At 77.3% G+C, this 18928-nt stretch carries 15 protein-coding genes; 6 read left to right on the forward strand and 9 right to left on the reverse strand.

Annotated elements, in window-relative coordinates; genetic code table 11:
- Positions 1 to 11 precede the first annotated feature (11 nt).
- Both P9841_RS03945 and malQ read right to left on the reverse strand, forming a co-directional pair.
- A complete protein-coding gene (locus tag P9841_RS03945; protein ID WP_283320796.1) occupies positions 12 to 569 on the reverse strand; it encodes a P-loop NTPase family protein in 558 nt (185 codons plus the stop codon).
- A gap of 3 nt (positions 570 to 572) precedes the next feature.
- Positions 573 to 2729 (reverse strand): 4-alpha-glucanotransferase, encoded by a 2157-nt coding sequence (malQ, locus tag P9841_RS03950; protein ID WP_283320797.1) that lies wholly within the window; start codon positions 2727 to 2729, stop codon positions 573 to 575.
- A 118-nt stretch (positions 2730 to 2847) separates the two neighbouring features.
- On the opposite strand from malQ, the gene P9841_RS03955 reads away from it, so the two are divergent.
- Positions 2848 to 5052, forward strand: coding sequence for a prolyl oligopeptidase family serine peptidase (locus P9841_RS03955; RefSeq protein WP_283320798.1), 2205 nt, complete (start codon positions 2848 to 2850; stop codon positions 5050 to 5052).
- A gap of 70 nt (positions 5053 to 5122) precedes the next feature.
- Positions 5123 to 6184: a mechanosensitive ion channel family protein gene (locus P9841_RS03960; protein WP_283320799.1), complete on the forward strand. Its 1062-nt coding sequence runs from the start codon at positions 5123 to 5125 to the stop codon at positions 6182 to 6184.
- A 183-nt stretch (positions 6185 to 6367) separates the two neighbouring features.
- On the opposite strand, the gene P9841_RS03965 is transcribed toward P9841_RS03960, so the two are convergent.
- Positions 6368 to 6598 carry a PTS sugar transporter subunit IIB gene (locus P9841_RS03965; RefSeq protein ID WP_222171944.1) on the reverse strand — a complete coding sequence of 77 codons (231 nt, stop codon included), beginning with the start codon at positions 6596 to 6598 and terminating at the stop codon, positions 6368 to 6370.
- 123 nt (positions 6599 to 6721) lie between these two features.
- Between P9841_RS03965 and P9841_RS03970 the strand changes: the two genes are divergently transcribed.
- The 3 genes from P9841_RS03970 (at position 6722) to P9841_RS03980 (ending at position 9186) form a co-directional block, all read left to right on the forward strand.
- Entirely contained in the window at positions 6722 to 7219 is a 498-nt protein-coding gene (locus P9841_RS03970) for a globin (RefSeq protein WP_283320800.1), read from the forward strand.
- Positions 7220 to 7232: 13 nt separating this feature from the next.
- Positions 7233 to 8129 carry an acyl-CoA thioesterase gene (locus P9841_RS03975; protein ID WP_283320801.1) on the forward strand — a complete coding sequence of 299 codons (897 nt, stop codon included), beginning with the start codon at positions 7233 to 7235 and terminating at the stop codon, positions 8127 to 8129.
- Between the two features lie 61 nt (positions 8130 to 8190).
- Positions 8191 to 9186, forward strand: a complete 996-nt coding sequence (locus P9841_RS03980) for a DNA topoisomerase IB (protein WP_283320802.1) — start codon at positions 8191 to 8193, stop codon at positions 9184 to 9186.
- A gap of 13 nt (positions 9187 to 9199) precedes the next feature.
- Here P9841_RS03980 and P9841_RS03985 read toward each other — a convergent pair whose 3' ends face one another.
- On the reverse strand, positions 9200 to 9862 hold the full coding sequence (locus P9841_RS03985; RefSeq protein WP_283320803.1) for an O-methyltransferase: 663 nt from the start codon (positions 9860 to 9862) through the stop codon (positions 9200 to 9202).
- Between the two features lie 86 nt (positions 9863 to 9948).
- Here P9841_RS03985 and P9841_RS03990 point away from each other — a divergent pair, with 86 nt between their 5' ends.
- Positions 9949 to 11613, forward strand: a complete 1665-nt coding sequence (locus P9841_RS03990; RefSeq protein ID WP_283320804.1) for an SDR family oxidoreductase — start codon at positions 9949 to 9951, stop codon at positions 11611 to 11613.
- Positions 11614 to 11676: 63 nt separating this feature from the next.
- On the opposite strand, the gene P9841_RS03995 is transcribed toward P9841_RS03990, so the two are convergent.
- From P9841_RS03995 to P9841_RS04015, 5 genes are all read right to left on the reverse strand, one after another.
- A complete protein-coding gene (locus P9841_RS03995; RefSeq protein ID WP_283320805.1) occupies positions 11677 to 12192 on the reverse strand; it encodes an acyl-CoA thioesterase in 516 nt (171 codons plus the stop codon).
- Between the two features lie 115 nt (positions 12193 to 12307).
- The gene (locus tag P9841_RS04000; RefSeq protein WP_283320806.1) at positions 12308 to 14029 is read right to left on the reverse strand and encodes a GTPase family protein; all 1722 of its coding nucleotides are present in this window, start codon (positions 14027 to 14029) and stop codon (positions 12308 to 12310) included.
- Positions 14026 to 16080, reverse strand: coding sequence for a dynamin family protein (locus P9841_RS04005; RefSeq protein WP_283320807.1), 2055 nt, complete (start codon positions 16078 to 16080; stop codon positions 14026 to 14028). The genes P9841_RS04000 and P9841_RS04005 overlap by 4 nt, the downstream gene beginning before the upstream one ends.
- A 356-nt stretch (positions 16081 to 16436) precedes the next feature.
- The gene (gene ettA / locus P9841_RS04010; RefSeq protein WP_283320808.1) at positions 16437 to 18119 is read right to left on the reverse strand and encodes an energy-dependent translational throttle protein EttA; all 1683 of its coding nucleotides are present in this window, start codon (positions 18117 to 18119) and stop codon (positions 16437 to 16439) included.
- 205 nt (positions 18120 to 18324) lie between these two features.
- Entirely contained in the window at positions 18325 to 18864 is a 540-nt protein-coding gene (locus tag P9841_RS04015; RefSeq protein ID WP_283320809.1) for a single-stranded DNA-binding protein, read from the reverse strand.
- Between the last annotated feature and the right edge of the window lie 64 nt (positions 18865 to 18928).

An 18928-nucleotide genomic window follows, 5' to 3' on the forward strand; every position in this document is an offset into this window, starting at 1 on the left:
CACGGCGGGGGTCACCGGGTGCCGGTGACCCCCGCGAGCCACCGCGTCGCCGCGCGCGGGCTGCGCAGCCGGACCACCGGCACCGTCCCGGACGCCGCGAGCGCGAGGTACTGCCGCCGGTAGGCCCCGTGCTGCGTCCACGCCCACAGCACGATGTTCTGCTCCGGGTCGCGCCGCAGGAACGAGCGCAGCGACTCGGTGTTGCCGTGGTAGACGGGCCGGCGCAGCACCGCCCGCGCGAGGGTCCGCCGCACGACCCGCGGCATGACGACGCGGCGCGGGTAGTCCAGCCAGACGATCGCGTCCACGTCGTCGGCGAGGCCCTGCCGGGCGGTCGTCCAGTTGCCGTCGACGACCCAGCCGTCCGGCGAGGCGTCGAGGAACTCCCGGAGCAGCGCGCGGCCGACCTCGGGCTCCTTCTTGACCCAGCCCGGGCCCCAGAACACCTCGTCGAGCTCGCGGTGCGGCACCCCCAGCCGGCGCGCCAGCTCCCGGGCGAACGTGGTCTTGCCCGCGCCGGAGTTGCCCACCACCCGGACGCGCCGCAGCCGCGGCTGTGCCGAGGTCACGGGTCAGGCCTCGCCGAGGACCGCCGCGAGCGAGCGGAACCGGGCCGTGCGGAACAGGTCGTCGAGCAGCACCAGGCGCCCCGCGCCGTCGGCGAGCGGCACCCGCCAGTTCGGGTACTCCTGGTCGGTGCCGGGCTGGTTCTGGGCGCGCCGCTCCCCCACCGCGTCGGCCAGCGACACCCCGACCAGGACGCTGGGCGTCTGCAGCACGTACCGGTGCAGGGCCTCGACCACCTCGCGCTCCGAGGGGTCGTCGCCCAGCAGCCCGCGCGCCGCGAGCGCCGCCAGCATCGCCTCGCGCTCGGCCCGGGCGGCGCGCCGCACCTGCTCCACGGGCTCGGTCAGCAGGCCCAGCCGCTCGCGGAGCGCGACGTGCTCGTCGGCCAGGTAGCCCGCGGTCGGCGGCAGGTCGTGCGTCGTGACGCTGGACAGCGCGAGGCGCCGGTAGTCCTCGGGCGGCAGCGGGCGGCCCTCGCCGTCCTTCTCGAACCAGAGGATCGAGGTGCCGAGCACCCCGCGCTCCGACAGGTAGTCCCGCACCCACGGCTCGACGTTGCCGAGGTCCTCGCCGATGACGACGGCACCGGCCCGGTGCGCCTCCAGGGCGAGGATGCCGATCATCGCGTCGTGGTCGTACCGGACGTACGCGGCGTCCGCGGGGCTGTTGCCCTGCGGGATCCACCACAGCCGGAACAGCCCGATGATGTGGTCGATCCGCACCGCGCCGGCGTGCCGCAGCACGGTGCGCAGCAGGTCCCGGTACGGCCGGTAGGCGACGCGCTCGAGCTCGGCGGGGTGCCACGGCGGCTGCGACCAGTCCTGGCCCTGCTGGTTGTACATGTCGGGCGGGGCGCCGACCGACGCGCCGCGCGCGAGCACCGGCCCGAGCGCCCACACGTCCGCGCCGCCCGGGTGCACCCCCACGGCGAGGTCGTGCATCACGCCCAGGCCCATGCCGGCCTCGTGCGCGGTGCGCTGCACCGTGGCGAGCTGCTGGTCCGCGAGCCACTGCAGCCAGCAGAAGAACTCGACCCGGTCGGCCAGCTCGGTGCGGGCCCGCAGCGCGCCGGGCGCCGCGGGGTCGCGCAGGTCCGCCGGCCACGGCCCCGGGCCGTGCCGCTCGACCAGCGCGCACCAGAGCGCGAAGTCCTCCAGCCCGCGGCCCTCGCGGCGGCGGAAGTCGTCGAACGCCGACTGCCGGGCCGCGGAGCGCGGGACCGCGAACACGACGTCCAGCGCCGCCTTCTTCGCCGCCCACACGACGTCCCGGTCGATCGGGCCGTCGTCCGCGTCGAGGGCGAGCGCCTGCTCCGCCGACCACTCGACGAGCGCCCGGTCCGCCGAGGACAGGTACGCGGCCTCGTCGACGTCCTCGACCCGCAGGTACAGGGGGTTCACGAACCGGCGGGTGGTCGGCAGGTAGGGCGACGGGGTCAGCGGCGGCACGGGCTCGGCGGCGTGCAGCGGGTTCACCAGCAGGAACTGCGCCCCGGCCTCGCGCCCCGCCAGCCACGCCAGGTCGGCCAGGTCGCGCAGGTCGCCCGCGCCCCAGGACCGGCTGGACCGCACCGAGTACAGCTGCAGCATCAGGCCCCAGGCCCGCCGCCCGTCCAGCGCCGCGGGCAGCTCCAGCCGGTCGGGGGTCACGGCCAGGGGGCTCGCGGCCTCGCCGGAGGGGCCGGCGGTCCGCAGCAGGTGCCAGCCGAGCGGCAGGTCCGCCGGGACCACGAACGTCGCCCGGCCGACCTCGCGGCCGTCGACGGTCCGCGGGTCCACGTACACGTCGGCCTGCTCCAGGTCGACCCGGCGCGGCTCCGCGCCCGCGGCGCGGCGGCCGTGGCCCTCCGCGGCGTCCAGCTCGAGCCACGCCCGCACGGGGTCGCCGTGGGTGACGTGCACCGGCACCGTCGTGCCCTGCGACTGCCGGACGACGACGACCGGCGGCAGCACCCGGCGCCACGGGGCGTCCTCGGCGTGCCGCAGCGCGACCTCGACCCGCTCCGGCGTCGAGGCGTCGACGCCCAGGGCGGCGAGCACGGCGACCAGCGTGGCCGCGGGGACCTCACGCAGCCCGCCGCCGAACTCCTGGAACTCCGGGGCGACGCCGTGCGCCCGCGCGAGGCGCACCAGGGACTCGGACGGCGGTGTGTGCGGTGCCACATCACGATCCTGCCAGAGCGGTGCTGCTCGCGCCGGTCGCCGCGCAGGGGGCCGGGCGGACGGACGCGCAGGTCGCACCGGCGCCGTCGGGCGCGCGCCCCGCCGTAGGGTGGCGCGCATGACCGCCGACCCCGTCCCCACCGGCCTGCCCGCCTACCCCGACGCCCGCCGGAGCGACCTCGTCGAGGACCTCCACGGCCGCGCCGTCGCCGACCCGTACCGCTGGCTGGAGGACGCGGGCTCCGACGAGACCGGCGCGTGGTCCGCGGCGCAGGACGCGCTGTACGCGGCGTACCGCGCCGGGGTGACGGCCCGCGTCCCGGCGGACCACCCGCTCGCGTCGGAGCGCCTCACGGCCCGGCTCGGCGAGCTGCTCGGCGCGGGCTTCGTCGGGGCACCGGCGTGGCGCGGGCAGCGGCGGTTCACCGCGCGGCGCGCCGGCGACCAGGAGCACGCCGTGGTGGTCGTCACCGAGCCCGACCCCGCCGTCCCGGGCGGGGAGCGCGAGCGGGTGCTCGTCGACCCGGTGGCGATCGACCCCGCGGGCACGACGACGCTCGACGCGTGGCAGCCCAGCAAGGAGGGCGACCTGCTCGCGTACCAGGTGTCGCACGGCGGCACCGAGGAGAGCGTGCTGCACGTCCTCGACGTCGCGACCGGCGAGCCGGTGGACGGCCCGATCGACCGGGCGCGCTACTCCCCCGTGGCGTGGGAGCCGGGCGGGCGGGCGTTCTACTACGTGCGCCGGCTGGCGCCGGAGCTGCTGCCCGAGGACGAGCGGCAGTACCACCGGCGGGTCTGGCGCCACGTGGTCGGCACCGACCCGGCCGCGGACCTCGAGGTCTTCGGCGCCGGGCTCGACATGACGAACTACTACGGCGTCTCGGTCTCCCGCGACGGCCGCTGGCTGATCGTGTCCGCGGCCGCCGGGACCGCCCCGCGCACGGACGTGTGGATCGCGGACCTCGCGGCGTCGGAGCCGGGGACGGTCCCGGAGCTGCGGGAGGTCGCGGTCGGCCACGACGCCGAGGTGGCGGCGTGGGTCGGGCGCGACGGGCGCCTCTACCTGCACACCACCCTCGACGCCGACCGCGGGCGCCTCGCGGTGGCCGACCCGCGGGAGCCGGGCGTCCCGCACTGGCGGACCCTGCTGGCCGAGCACCCCGAGGCCGTGCTGGAGGACGTCGCGCTCACGGACGGCGGGGGCGAGGACGCCGGCCCGGTGCGGCTGGTGGCGGCCTGGCGCCGGCACGCGGTGAGCGAGCTCACCGTGCACGACCCCGCCACGGGCGAGCAGCTCCCGGGGCCCGCGGGCGAGGTGGCCCTGCCCGGGCTGGGCTCGGTCGGCGGTCTCGTCACCCGCCCCGACGGCGGGCCGGACGTGTGGTTCACGTACACGGACCACACCACGGTCACCGAGGTGCACCGGTACGACGCGACCACCGGGACGACCTCCCTGTGGGCCGCACCGCCCGGGGCGCTCGCCGACCTGCCGGACGTCCGGGTGCAGCGCGTCGTGGCGACGAGCGCCGACGGCACGCAGGTCCGGGCGTTCGTCGTGGCCCGCGCCGACGCCCTCGACGCGGCCGGCCGGCCGCTCGCCCCCGCGCCGACCGTGCTCTACGGGTACGGCGGCTTCCAGATCTCGCTCGACCCGGCGTTCTCGGCCACCACCCTCGCGTGGGTGGAGGCCGGCGGCGTCTACGTGGTCGCGAACCTGCGCGGCGGCGGCGAGGAGGGCGAGGCGTGGCACCGCGCGGGGCGGCGCGGCAGCAAGCAGCACGTCTTCGACGACTTCCACGCCGTCGCGCGCCTGCTGGTCGACGAGGGGTGGACGACGACCGACCGGCTCGCGTGCTGGGGCGGGTCGAACGGCGGCCTGCTGGTCGGGGCCGCGCTCACCCAGCACCCGGAGACGTTCGCGGCGGTCGTCTGCTCGGCGCCGCTGCTCGACATGGTGCGCTACCAGCGGTTCGGGCTCGGCGTGACGTGGACCGACGAGTACGGCGACGCGGACACGCCCGCCGAGCTGGACTGGCTGCTGTCCTACTCGCCGTACCACCGGGTGGTGGACGGCACCGCGTACCCCGCGACCCTGTTCACGGTGTTCGACGGCGACACGCGCGTCGACCCGCTGCACGCCCGCAAGCTGGCGGCGGCGCTGCAGGCCGCGACGTCGGCGCCCGCGGACGAGGCCCCGGTGCTCGTCCGCCGGGAGCGCGGCGTCGGGCACGGCGGGCGGGCGCTGTCGCGCACGATCGCGCTGACCGTGGAGCAGCTCCAGTTCGTCGGCGACCGGACGGGGCTGGTGACGGCGCGCTGACCGGGCGCGGCGCGGGACCCGGGGCGGCACGGGCGGGCGGCCCCCGCGGCGGCCGGGCTAGCGTGGCCCGGTGACCTCCGCCCTCCTCCGCCCCGCGCTGCCCGCCGCTCCCGACCCCGCCCCCTCCGAGCAGCTCGCCGACGGCGCGAACGCGTTCGTCGACTGGCTGCTCGGCCCGGGCCTGCGCATCGCGATCATCGTGGTGGCCGGGGTCGTGTCGCTGCTGCTGGTGCGGCGGCTGATCCGGGCCGTCACCGAGCACATCGCCGACGGCACGTCGCTGCTCCAGCGCGGGATCACCCGGCCGCTCGGCGGCACGGAGGTCGCCGCCGCCCTGCGCAAGGTCAGCCCCGTGGCCAGCGCCCGCCGCACCCAGCGAGCCCGCACCATCGGCTCCGTGCTGCGGTCGACCGCCGCGATCGTCATCGGCTCGATCGTCGTCCTGCTGGTGCTCGACCAGCTCGGGGTGAACATCGCACCGTTCATCGCCTCCGCGGGCATCGTCGGCGTGGCGTTCGGCTTCGGCGCGCAGAGCCTGGTCAAGGACTTCCTGTCCGGCATGTTCATGCTGCTGGAGGACCAGTACGGCGTCGGTGACGTCGTCGACGCGGGTCCCGCGCAGGGCACCGTCGAGGCGGTCGGGCTGCGCGTGACGAAGCTCCGCGACGCGGACGGCACGCTCTGGTACGTCCCCAACGGCTCAATGCTGCGGGTCGGCAACAAGACGCAGGGCTGGGCGAACGCCGTCGTCGAGGTGAAGGTCGACTACTTCGCGGACCTCGACCGCGTGCGGGACCTGCTGGTCGGCGCCGCCGCCCGGCTCGCGTCCGACCCGGAGATCGGCGACGCGCTCGAGGGCGCCGCGACGGTCACCACGGCCGAGGACCTCACGTTCGACGCCGTGACGGTGCGGATCGCGCAGCGCACGGCACCCTCCCGGCAGTGGGCCGTGGCGCGGGCCCTGCGCGCCGCGGTCCGGGACGCGCTGGAGGAGGCCGACGTGCCGCTCGCCGGGCAGCGGGACCTGCTGGCGGCGCACCGCGAGCGCGTGCAGGCGCAGGGGGCGGTCGTCGTCGACGGCGCCGACGCGCCGCCCGCGGACGAGGGGGCCGCGCCCGGCGGGCAGGGCTGAGGGCACGTCCGGCGACCACCACCCCCGGCGCCCCCGGTCGGCGACCACCGCCGGGCCGGGCTGCTCCCCGTCGCGCGCTGCCGCCGTCCCCGCGCGGCCCACCGGGCCCGGACGCGGCGCAGCCCCGGGCCGGTCGTCCGGGTCCCGGGGCTGCGTGCCGTCGCGGCTCGCCGCGCGCCCGCGTCAGCGCAGGCCGTCGAGCTCCGCCGCCAGGTTGTCCGCCTCCGGGCCGACGATGACCTGCACGATGCGGCCGGACCGCACCACGCCGAACGCGCCGGTCGCCTTGAGGGCGGCCTCGTCCACGCGCTGCGGGTCGGTGACCTCGACCCGCAGCCGCGTGATGCACGGCTCCAGGTCGACGACGTTCCCGCCGCCGCCCAGCGCCACCAGGATCTGCTCTGCCTTGCTCATCGAACCCCCGTCGTCCTGCCGGTCCCGCCCCCGCGACCGCCGGAGGGCGGCCTCGGCGACCAGCCTAGTCCGCGGGGGGCGGGGGCGGCGGTCCGGGTCCTGCCCGGTGCGACACTGGCACGCATGACCGCCGACCAGCCGACGCCCGCGCCCCGCCCGGCCGGCCCGTCCCTGCCGCTCACCGCGGCCGCACCCCCGGCGCCCGCAGCCCCGGCACCCGGCGCGGCGCCCGAGCGCGTGCGCGAGTCGTTCTACGACGCCGTCGGGGGCCACGCGACGTTCGAGCGGCTCGTGGACCGGTTCTACGAGGGCGTCGCGGCCGACCCCGTGCTCGCGCCGATGTACCCGGAGGAGGACCTGGGCCCCGCGCGCCGGCGCCTCACGATGTTCCTGGAGCAGTACTGGGGCGGTCCCACGACGTACTCCGCCGAGCGCGGCCACCCCCGGCTGCGGATGCGCCACGCGCCGTTCCCGGTCGACGCCGACGCGCGCGACCGGTGGCTGCGCCACATGCGGGACGCCGTCGACGCGCTCGACCTGCCGCCGCTGCACCACGAGGTCCTGTGGGACTACCTGGAGCGGGCCGCGCACTCGCTCGTCAACACCGCGTCGCGGCCGTGAGATCCTGGCGCGCGTGACCGACGCTGCCCAGGGCGCCACCACCGCGCAGGAGCCCACCCCCGACCCGATCGCCGCGCTGCTCGCCGTCCTCGACGTGCAGCCCTCCGGCACCCCCGACGAGCTCGTGGCCGCCAACCTGCCGAAGCCCGGGGGCCGGGTGTTCGGCGGGCAGGTGGTCGCGCAGGCCCTCGTCGCCGCGGGCCGCACCGTGCCGGACGGGCGGCTGCCGCACTCGATGCACGGCTACTTCCTGCGCGCCGGGGACGTCGCCTCGCCCATCGGCCTGTCCGTGGAGCGCCTGCGCGACGGCCGGTCGTTCTCCGCCCGCCGCACGCACGCCCTGCAGGACGGCGAGCCGATCCTGTCGATGATCGCGTCGTTCCAGGAGGACCAGCCGGGCATCGAGCTGACGCAGCCGATGCCGGACGTCCCCGCGCCGCAGGACGTCGAGTCGGCCATGGACCGCATGGGCCACCTCGATCACCCCCTCGCCCGGTTCTGGACGCACGAGAGCGCGTTCGACGTCCGGCACGTCGGCGGCTCGCTGTACCTCGGCCCCGCTCCCGCGCCCGACGGCCGGCAGCGCGTGTGGATGCGCACCAAGGGCGCCCTGCCGGACGACCCGCTGCTGCACCGCGCCGTGCTCGCGTTCGCGTGCGACCAGATCATGCTCGAGCCCGTGCTGCGCCGCGCCGGCCTGTCCTGGCTGACGCCGGGGCTGTCCGTGGCGAGCCTCGACCACGCCATGTGGTGGCACCGGGACGTCCGGGTGGACGAGTGGCTGCTGTTCGACCAGGACAGCCCGACCGCCCAGGGCGGGCGCGGCCTGGGCACCACGCGGGTGTTCAGCGAGCAGGGCGTGCTGGTCGCGACCATCGCGCAGGAGGGCATGGTCCGGGTCCCGTCCTGACCGGCGCGGCGCCCCTCCCGCTCCGCTGGCGGGCGCCCGTGCCCCGGTGCACAGTGTCCCGGTGGTGAGGCTGCGACGGGTCCGGATCGACTCCCCGGGGTGGACGCGCAGGCGCGCCGGCCGCGGGTTCTGGTACCTGGACGCCGACGCCGCCCGGATCACCGACCCGGTGCACCTGGACCGGATCACGGCGCTCGCCATCCCGCCCGCGTGGCGGGACGTGTGGATCAGCCCGTGGCCTCACGGGCACATCCAGGCCGCCGGGCTCGACGACGCCCGGCGGCGGCAGTACCTCTACCACGAGCAGTGGCGCCGCCGCCGCGACCGCCTCAAGCACGACCACGTGCTCGACGTCGCCCGCCGGCTGCCCGCGGCCCGGCGGTCGGTCCGCCGGGACCTGGCGGCGGACGGCTTCCCCCGGGCGAAGGCCCTCGCGCTGGCGTTCCGGCTGCTCGACCTCGCGTACTTCCGGGCCGGCGGCGAGGGCTACGCGCAGCGCAACGGCTCGTACGGGCTCGCCACCCTGCGCCGCGAGCACGTGCAGGTGCTCGCGGACCCCGGCGGCGCCGCGGTCGCCGTCCGGTTCTGCTACCCCGCGAAGTCCGGCCAGGTGCGCGACGTCGTCGTCGAGGACGCCCAGGTGGCGGAGCTGGTCGGGACGCTCCTGCGGCGGCGCGGCGGCGGGCCCGAGCTGCTCGCCTGGCAGGACGAGGCCGGCTGGCACGACATCACCAGCGCCGAGGTCGGCGCCGACGTCAAGAACCGGCTGGGCCCGGACGCGAGCCCGAAGGACTTCCGGACGTGGCACGCGACCGTGCTGGCGGCGCGCGGCCTCGCGGCGGCCGGGCCCGCCCCGGCGTCCGAGCGGGCGCGGCGCCGGGTCGTCGCGCAGGTGGTCAAGGACGTGTCCGGCGAGCTCGGGAACACCCCCGCGGTGTGCCGCGCGTCGTACATCGACCCGCGCGTCGTCGACCTGTGGGAGCACGGCACCACGATCCGGCCCACCCGCTCGCAGGCGGTCGGCGAGAAGGAGACGCTCGCGCTGCTGCGGGCGTGACGCGCCGGCGTGGTCAGTCCGTGACCACCGCGAGCGCGAAGCCGTCCCAGCCCTTGCTCCCCACGGTCTGCAGCGCGGTCGCCTCGAGCCGGGGGTGGGCGGCCATCGCGTCCAGGACGGCGCGGGAGCCCTGCACGCGCGGGTCGTCCGAGCCGGCGTCCGCCACCGCCCCGGCGCGCACCACGTTGTCGACGACGACCACCGTGCCCGGACGGGACAGCGCCACCGCGAGCTCCAGGTACCGGCTGTTGCCCGGCTTGTCCGCGTCGATGAACACCAGGTCGTACGGCTCGGTGCCCGCGTCCACCAGGGCGCGGGCGGTCTCCGCGGCCGGGCCCTCGTGCACGTCCACCCGGTGCGCCACACCGGCGCGGGCGAGGTTCTCCCGGGCGACGGCGGCGTGCACGGCGTCGAGCTCGAGCGTCGTGACGTGCCCCTCCGGCCCCACGGCCCGGGCGAACCACAGCGCGCTGTACCCCGCGAGCGTGCCGAACTCGAGCACGCGGCGCGCGCCGGTCATCGTGCAGAGCAGCGCGAGGAGCTTGCCCTGCAGCGGCGACACCTCGATCGCCGGCAGGCCCGCGGCCCGCCCCGCCTCCCGCGCCGCGACGAGGTCCGGGTCCTCGTCGACCAGGGTCCCGGTCAGGTACGCGTCCACCGCTGCCCAGTCGTCCATCCCCCATGATGGCGCCGGCCGGCCGGCCGCGACCACCCGGCCGGCGCCCGGATGCGTCGCACCCCCGCGCGACGCAGACTGCGACCGTGCCCCACGACGACACCCCCGCACCCACCCGCACCCGGCCGACGGGCTCCGGCCCGACCGGCGAGGACCTGCTGCCGGAACCGGTCGCGGGGAGCCTCGCCGGCCTCGTCCCGGGGGTCGGCGACGACGGACGCCCGCGCGAGGACGCGCCGCTGGTCGCCGTCACCGGGGTCACCGGCTACGTCGGCGGCCGCCTGGTCCCCGAGCTGCTGGCCGCCGGGTACCGGGTGCGCGCCGTCGCCCGACGACCCGAGCGGCTGCGCGGCCGCCCCTGGTACGACGCGGTCGAGATCGCGCAGGCCGACGCGTCCGACCCCGGCCAGATCCGCGCCGCGCTCGACGGCGTGGACGTGGCGTACTACCTCATCCACTCGCTCGGCACGGGACGGCGGTTCGAGCAGCGCGACCGGTCGACGGCCCTCACGTTCGGCCGCGCGGCGCGCGAGGCCGGCGTCGGCCGGATCGTCTACCTCGGCGGGCTCGCCCCCGACGTCGAGGACCTCTCGCCGCACCTGGCCTCCCGCACCGAGGTCGGGGAGATCCTCCTGGCCTCGGGCGTGCCGACGACCGTGCTGCGCGCCGCCGTCATCCTCGGGTCGGGCTCCGCGTCGTTCGAGATGATGCGCTACCTCACCGAGCGCCTCCCCGCGATGACCGTGCCGCGCTGGGTGGAGAACCGCATCCAGCCGATCGCGGTGCGCGACGTGCTGCGCTACCTCGTGGGCTCCGCGTCGATGCCGCCGGACGTCAACCGGGCGTTCGACATCGGGGGGTCGGACGTCCTCACGTACCGCGACATGATGCAGGGGTACGCCGAGGCCGCGGGCCTGCCCCGGCGGATCATCGTCGGCGTCGGCGTGCTGACCCCGCGGCTGTCGAGCCTGTGGGTCGGGCTGGTGACGCCCGTGCCGTCCGGGATCGCCCGGCCGCTCGTGGAGTCCCTCGTGCACGAGGTCGTGTGCCGCGAGCACGACATCGCCGAGCACGTCCCCGACCCGCCCGGCGGGCTGATCGGCTTCGACCGGGCGGTGCGCCTCGCGCTCACCCGCATCCGTGAGGCCGACGTGACCACCCGGTGGTCCTCCGCGGGGATCCCCGGCGTCCCGAGCGACCCGCTGCCCTCGGACCCGGACTGGGCCGGCGGCTCGCTCTACGTCGACGAGCGGCGCACGACCGTGGACGCCTCCCCCGCGGCGCTGTGGCGGGTGCTGGAGGCGGTCGGGGGCGAACGCGGCTGGTACTCCTGGACGCTCGCGTGGCGGGTCCGCGGCCTGCTGGACCGCGTCGTCGGCGGCCCCGGTCTGCGGCGCGGCCGCCGGGACCCCGGCCGGCTCGTCGTGGACGACGCGGTCGACTTCTGGCGCGTCGAGGACGTCCGACCGGGGCGGCTGCTGCGGCTGCGTGCCGAGATGCGGCTGCCCGGGCTCGCGTGGCTCGAGCTGCGCGTGGAGCCGGGGGACGACGGCGCGGACCCCGGCGACGACGCCCGCTGGACCACCCCGCCCGTGACGTTCGCGCAGCGCGCCGTGTTCCACCCCCACGGGCTGCTCGGGCAGCTCTACTGGTGGTCGGTCTACCCGTTCCACGGCGTCGTCTTCGGCGGCATGCAGCGGAACATCGCCCGAGCGGCGGAGACCGCGGAGCGGGCGCGCCGGGACCGGTGACGGGGGGCCGGGCGGGGGTCGGCGTCGCCGACCGCGGCGCCGGGCGGGGGCGGCGCGGCGGCGTCAGCGACCGCGGCGCCGGAACGCCGGCGGCGCCTCCACGTACGGCGTCCACGCGGCGCGCTCCGCCTCCCCGATCCGGCGGGGTGCGCCGGTCGCGGCGTCCACGAGCACGAGCGTCGTCACCGCGCGGGCGTACGGCCCGTCCGGGTCCGCCGTCCCGTCGGCCGCCGGCGCGGCGTCGTGCAGCTCGTAGCAGACGTCGATGCTCGCGCCCCCGAGGTGACCGATCCACATGTCGACGACGACGGGTGCCCGCCGGTACCCGACCGGACGCAGGTACTCGACCTCCTGCCGGGCGACCAGCGTGAACGTCTGCGCGCCCGGTCCCGCGTCGAGCACGGCGGTCGGCCACACCGGCCGGTCGGCCGCACCGGAGGGACCCGCCTCGGCGGGGTGCGCCCAGAACGCCTCGATGCGCGCCTCCTCGAGCAGGCGCAGCAGCTCCACGTTGTTCACGTGCCCGTAGGCGTCCATGTCGGACCACCGCAGCTGGACCGGCACCTGCAGCCTCGTCATGCGTCCTCCGTCCGTCCCGGCTCCGCCGCGCGGCGGGCCGTCCAGCATCCTGCACCCGCGGGCGGCACGGCGCGCACCGGCAGCGCGACGCGGCGTGTCCGCGCGGCGGTGCGCGTCAGCGTGACCGGCCCGCGGCCACCCGCGCCTGCGTGCGGCACGCGTCCAGGTCGTCCAGCACCGCCGCCGCAGGCCCGGTGACGCGGTCGCGGGCCACCTCCGCCACGGCGCCGAGCAGACGCGCGCGCACCACCCGCGCGCGGCGTCGGGCGGTCAACCGGGCGAGCGCCCCGGCGAGCAGCGCGAGGACGATGCCCACGAGGAGGCCGCCGCCGAGCAGGGCCGTGGGCACGGGCAGCGGTCCCCACTGTGGCGTGCGGGGCTCGGGCAGCCGCAGGTAGGCCAGGACGGCCAGCACCCCGAGCCAGAGCGCCCCGGCAGCGGCGGCCGTCAGCAGCACGGTCTGCGCCACGTTCGCCGCCCTCGCCCACCACGGCACCCGGTCCGGCAGCAGCGGGGTCGACGAGACCGCGGCGTCGAGCGGGTCGGCGAGGTCCGGGTCGCCGACCGACGACCGCACGGCGAGCGCCCACGCGTCCGGCACGCCCGCCGTCGCGGCGTCGAGCGACCGCCGCACCGCGGTGGCGGCAGCCGCCCGGGTGGCGGGGCCGGGTGCGGGCAGCGAGGTGCGCCCGGTGGGAGCGGCAGCACCAGCACCAGCACCAGCACCCGAGGCTCCCGGCCCGACGGCACCCGCGCCGGCGGAACCCGTGCCGGCGGAACCCCTGCCGACGGAACCCGCGCCGAGGTGGAGCCGCCGCAGCGGGTCGGGGCGCAGGCGCTGGAGCCACCGCACCGGCGGCCAGCCGGCCGCCGCGGTCGCGCGCCGCACCGCGGACCGACGTGTCGCCTCGACGACGACCGGCACACCGGCGGCGTCGGCCAGCGCCGCGACAAGCTCCGGGGGCGGGACGGCGCGGTCCGCCCTCCCCGATGCCGTCGCGGCGCCGCGCGACGGCAGCACGCGCTGCCGCGCGGAGCCGGCCTCGTCACCGCACGCCTCGAGCACGCGCAGCGCCACGACCTCGACGTCCGCGGTGAGGCGCCGGGTCGCCGCCTCCCGGCGCTCCGCGGCCTCGTCGAGCAGCGCACCGAGGCGGTCGAGGCCCAGGCCCGTCCGCGCCGAGACGGCCAGCACGCGGGCGCCCGCCGGACCGTCCACCGCCGTCAGCCGTCGCAGGTCGGCGAGCACGGCGTCCACCTCGGCGGCCGAGAGCCGGTCGGCCTGGTTGAGCGCCAGCACCAGGACCTCGGCGTGCCGTGCCAGCGGGCGCAGGTAGCGCTCGTGCAGCACGGCGTCGGCGTACTTCTGCGGGTCCACCACCCAGACGAGCAGGTCGACGCGGTCGACGAGGTGCTCGGCGCGCAGCCGGTGCTCGGTCACCACTGAGTCGTGGTCCGGCAGGTCGAGCAGCACCAGCCCCGCGCCGCGGCGCGAACGGCCGCCCGCCAGCTCGTGCCGGCGCCGCACACCGAGCCAGTCGAGCAGCGGGCCCGCACCCGGTCCCCGCACCACGGCCAGCGCCTCGGAGGTGGTCGGCCGCTGCACGCCCGTGCGGGCGACCTCCTCACCGGCCAGGGCGTTGAGCAGCGAGGACTTGCCCGACCCGGTCGCCCCGGCGAGCGCCACCACCGTGTGCTCCGCCGACAGCGCGGCACGCTCCCCCGCGCGCGCCACGACGGCGCGACCCGCGTCGACCACCTCGCGCGGCAGCCGGCCCTCACCCGCCGTCAGCGCACGGTCGAGCGCCGCCACCCGCTCGGCCGGCGTCGCGCTCACCCCGCACCCCCACGTCCGAGCAGGCGGCGCCAGAACCCCGGACGCGAAGGCGCGGCGGCGGCTCCGTCGGGGTGCCCCGTGGGCGCACCGTCCCCGACCCCGCCGCGTCCGGGCGAGGCCGCCACCGCGCGCCAGGCGGCGGCGCCCCGCAGCTCCACCCGGCCCGAACCGGGCGCGGGCGCCGCGCGGGCACCCCGCGTGAGCGCGGCGTCGTCGTCCGCCCCCGGCGCGGGTGGTCCCGGGACGTGCCGCCGGGCCGCCTCCTGCAGGGCGAGGGCGGCCGCACGGAGGGCGTCGCCGGAGGACGCACCCAGCGCGTCGAGCTGTGCCGTGAACCGCTCCGCCTCCGCCGCCAGCAGCTGCGACACCCGCGTGTCCAGGCGCTCGCGGGCCGCGACCGTGAGCCGGCGCACCGCGTCGTCACCGAAGACGGCCTCCAGCAGCCGCTGGGCGACCAGGGCCGTACCGCCCGCGATACCCACCTCGACGCCCGTGAGCCCGCCGGTGGACGCGAACACCACCACCATGAGGCTCACGCCGAGCGCGTTCAGCCCGAACGACAGCGCCCGCGCGGCCCCGCGCCGGCGCTCGCCCTGCTCGCGCACCAGGTCGAGCACGTCGCCCTGCCACGCGCGGACCTCAGCGTCGACCGTGGCCCGCAGCGACGCCGACGACCGCGACAGCCCGAGGTCGGGCAGCAGCGCCTCGCCCGCGGGGTCACCGCGCCAGGCCGCGTGGGTGCGCTCCGCGGCCCCGTCCGCCGCGTCGAGCACAACGGCCGCCAGCCCGTGCGCGATCGCCTGCTCGACCGGCGGGACCGGCGCCGGCCGCCCGCGCAGGAACCCCGTCACCGCGTCCCGCAGCCGCCCGACGCCTCGCTCCACGGCACGCAGCAGGTCGCCCGTGCCGACGAGCTCCTGCCAGCGGGCCAGCACCTCCCCGCGCAGCAGGGCGCCGTCGGACGTCGCCGCGGCGACCTGCCGGCCGGCCTCGCCGTACGCGCGGGTCACGGACTCGCGGAGCCTCGCCGAGGCGTCGACCTGGGCGTCCGCGGCGTCCGCCAGCGCCAGGGCGCGGCGCACGAGCTCCGCGACCGCCCCGTCCCGCGTCGCGCGCGCCACCTCCTGCCGGGCGCCTACGTCGCCGCCGAGGTCCGACAGCCACGCCGCGAGCTCCCCCACCGCGGCCTCCGGCAGCAGGCCGTCCGCGTCGAGCCCCTCCGGCAGCGCGAACGACGGCGCGCCCGCCAGCCCGTGCTCGTCGAGCATCCGGCGCAGGTCCGCCACCGCGGCCTCGGCGCCCGGGTCCACGCGGTCGACGACGAGCGCGACCACGGCGTGCCGGGCGGCGGCGTCGTGCAGCAGCTCCCACGGCACCGCGTCGGCGTACCGCGCGGCGGTGGTGACGAACAGCCAGAGGTCCGCCGCCGCGAGCAGCTGCGCGGCCAGGGCCCGGTTCGCCGCCTCCACGGAGTCCACGTCCGGCGCGTCGAGCAGCGCCATCCCGCGCGGCAGCGCCTCGCTCGGCACCAGCCGCACGGCCGGCGCGGGCGGTCGGTCCGTCGGTCGGTCCGTCGGCCGGTTCTCCCGGGGCTCCGCGGCAGGGGCCGTCGACGCCGACCCGGTCACGCGCGCCAGCCCGGGCAGCACCCGGTCACCCGAGAACCACGCCCCGTCCAGCGGGTGGTGCACCAGGACGGGCGCGCGCGTCGTCGGCCGCAGCACCCCGGGGTCGGTCACGGTGGCGCCGAGCAGCGAGTTCACCAGGGTCGACTTGCCCGCGCCGGTGGAGCCGCCGACGACGACGAGCAGCGGCGCCGCCGCCGACCGCAGACGTGGCAGCAGGTAGTCGTCGACCTGGCGGGCCGCCGCCTCCCGGACCGCGCGCGCCTGCGCGGCGCCGGGGACCTCCAGCGGCAGCGCGAGCTCGCGGAGGCGCAGGTGCACCTGCTCGACGGGCCCGAGGAGAGCCGCGCCCGCGTCGTCGGCGGGGGGCGCCGGGGCGGGCGCGCCGCCTGCGGGGTCGGCGGCGTCCTGGGGCAGGTCGGCCATGGGGCCAGTGTGCCCGCCGACGGGCGTCCGCGCCGGTCAGCGCCGCACACCCGCGCGGCGCCACTCCCACGCCACTCCCAGCGTCCCCGTTCGGAGGCTCCGAGCGTGCTCGGAGGGGCCCGCGTGCTCTCGGAGGTGTCCGCGGACCACCTCGATGACGCGCGCACCTCTCCGAGCACGTTGGGAGCCTCCGAACGTGCACCGGGGCGGCGGGTGGAGTCGCTCGCGCGGCTGGTGCACGGGAGGCGTGCACGGGATCGGTGCACGCCTCCGCATGCACGCGGACGCGCCGCCGCCCCGTGGGGCGACGGCGCGTGCGCGTCGGGGGGTGGGCCGGGCCGCGGAGGGCCCTGCGGTCAGTCCCGCGTGAGCTTGCGGTAGGTCACGCGGTGCGGGCGCGCGGCGTCGGCGCCGAGCCGGCTGACCTTGTTCTCCTCGTAGGCCGCGAAGTTGCCCTCGAACCAGTACCAGCTCGCCGGGTCCTCCTCGGTGCCCTCGTACGCGAGGATGTGCGTCGCGACGCGGTCGAGGAACCAGCGGTCGTGGGAGACCACGACGGCGCAGCCCGGGAACTCGAGCAGGGCGTTCTCCAGCGAACCGAGCGTCTCGACGTCGAGGTCGTTGGTCGGCTCGTCGAGCAGCAGGAGGTTGCCGCCCTGCTTGAGGGTGAGCGCGAGGTTCAGGCGGTTGCGCTCGCCACCGGACAGCACGCCGGCGGGCTTCTGCTGGTCCGGGCCCTTGAACCCGAAGGACGCGACGTACGCGCGGGACGGCATCTCGACGTTGCCGACCTTGATGAAGTCGAGCCCGTCGGACACGACCTCCCAGAGCGTCTTCTTCGGGTCGATGCCGCCGCGCGACTGGTCGACGTAGGACACCGAGACGGTCTCGCCGACCTTGAGCGTCCCGCCGTCGAGCGGCTCGAGGCCCACGATCGTCTTGAAGAGCGTGGTCTTGCCGACGCCGTTCGGGCCGATGACGCCGACGATGCCGTTGCGGGGCAGGGTGAACGACAGGCCGTCGATGAGCACGCGGTCGCCGAAGCCCTTGCGCAGGTCGGTGGCCTCGAGCACGAGGTTGCCCAGGCGCGGGCCCGGCGGGATCTGGATCTCCTCGAAGTCGAGCTTGCGGGTGCGGTCGGCCTCGGCCGCCATCTCCTCGTAGCGAGCCAGACGGGCCTTGGACTTCGCCTGGCGGCCCTTCGCGGACTGCCGGACCCACTCGAGCTCGTCCTTGAGGCGCTTGGCGAGCTTCGCGTCCTTCTTGCCCTGGACCTCCAGGCGCGCCTGCTTCTTCTCCAGGTAGGTGGAGTAGTTGCCCTCGTACGGGTAGAGCCGCCCGCGGTCGACCTCGCAGATCCACTCGGCGACGTGGTCGAGGAAGTACCGGTCGTGGGTGACCGCGAGCACGGCGCCCGGGTAGGACGCGAGGTGCTGCTCGAGCCACAGCACGCTCTCGGCGTCCAGGTGGTTCGTCGGCTCGTCCAGCAGCAGCAGGTCGGGCTTCTCGAGCAGGAGCTTGCACAGGGCGACGCGGCGGCGCTCACCGCCGGACAGCACCTTGACGTCCGCGTCCGGCGGCGGGCAGCGCAGCGCGTCCATGGCCTGCTCGAGCTGGGCGTCGAGGTCCCACGCGTCGGCGGCGTCGATCGCCTCCTGGAGCTGGCCCATCTCGGCGAGCAGCGCGTCGAAGTCCGCGTCGGGCTCGGCCATCAGGGCGGAGATCTCGTTGAACCGGTCGATCTTGCCCTTGATCTCGGCGACGCCCTCCTCGACGTTGCCGAGCACGGTCTTCTCGTCGTTGAGCGGCGGCTCCTGCTGCAGGATGCCGACCGTGTAGCCGGGGCTGAGCCGCGCCTCCCCGTTCGACGGCTGGTCGAGACCGGCCATGATCTTGAGGATCGTCGACTTGCCCGCGCCGTTCGGCCCGACGACGCCGATCTTGGCGCCGGGCAGGAAGTTCAGCGAGACGTCGTCGAGGATGACCTTGTCGCCGTGCGCCTTGCGCGCCTTGTACATGCTGTAGATGAACTCAGCCACTGGCTTCTCGTCCGCCTCGGTGCTCGTCGGTGATCGGGGTGCGCGTCGGGTCCGCCGGGTGGGCGGACGGGCTGGGGCCGGGCGACGTCGCGGTCACCCAGCCTAGGCGATCGGCGTGCCCGGGACACCGCCCGGGCGACCGGGCACGCTCTCGCCCTCCCGCCCGTCCCGCCACGGCCCACCCGGCGGGCGCGCGGGCGCACCCTCACGCGGGCGCGGGCGCCGCGCGGGGGTCGTCGGCGGTCTCGTCGTCCAGCACGACGGCACCGCTCACGTCCACGGGCCCGGCGCCCCGGGCTGCGGCCCCGGCGTGCTCCCCGTCGGTCCGGTCGGCGGCCCCGCCCGCCGCGTCGCCGGGCCCGCCGCGCTGCTCGTGCACCGTGCGCGCGAACCGGGTCGTCCCCCGCGTGAGGTCGTGCCCGACGGTGTCCGCCGTGAGCTCGGCCGTCGTGCGCGTGTGCCCATCGGGGGCGACCCAGTCGACGAGCCGCACCCGCCCGGTCACGACCACCGGGTCCCCGCGCCGGATGCTCGCCGCGACGTTCTGGGCGAGGTGGCGGAACGCCTTGACCGTGAACCAGCTCGTCGCGGCGTCCACGTACGCGTCCTGCTCCCGGTCGTACAGCCGCGGCGTGCTGCCGAGCCGGAACTTCGTGAAGGGCACCTGCCCGTCCTCGCCGAGGTAGAGGGTGGGCTCGTTGCCCACCCAGCCGACCACCGTCAGGCTGAGCTCGTTGACCGCCATGCGTCCTCCTCGTCCGTGGCCGGCGCACCTGTCGGGCCGGCCGTGGACGCACCGTCCCGCGGGG

The organism is Cellulomonas sp. ES6, assembly GCF_030053835.1.
Taxonomy (GTDB): domain Bacteria; phylum Actinomycetota; class Actinomycetes; order Actinomycetales; family Cellulomonadaceae; genus Cellulomonas.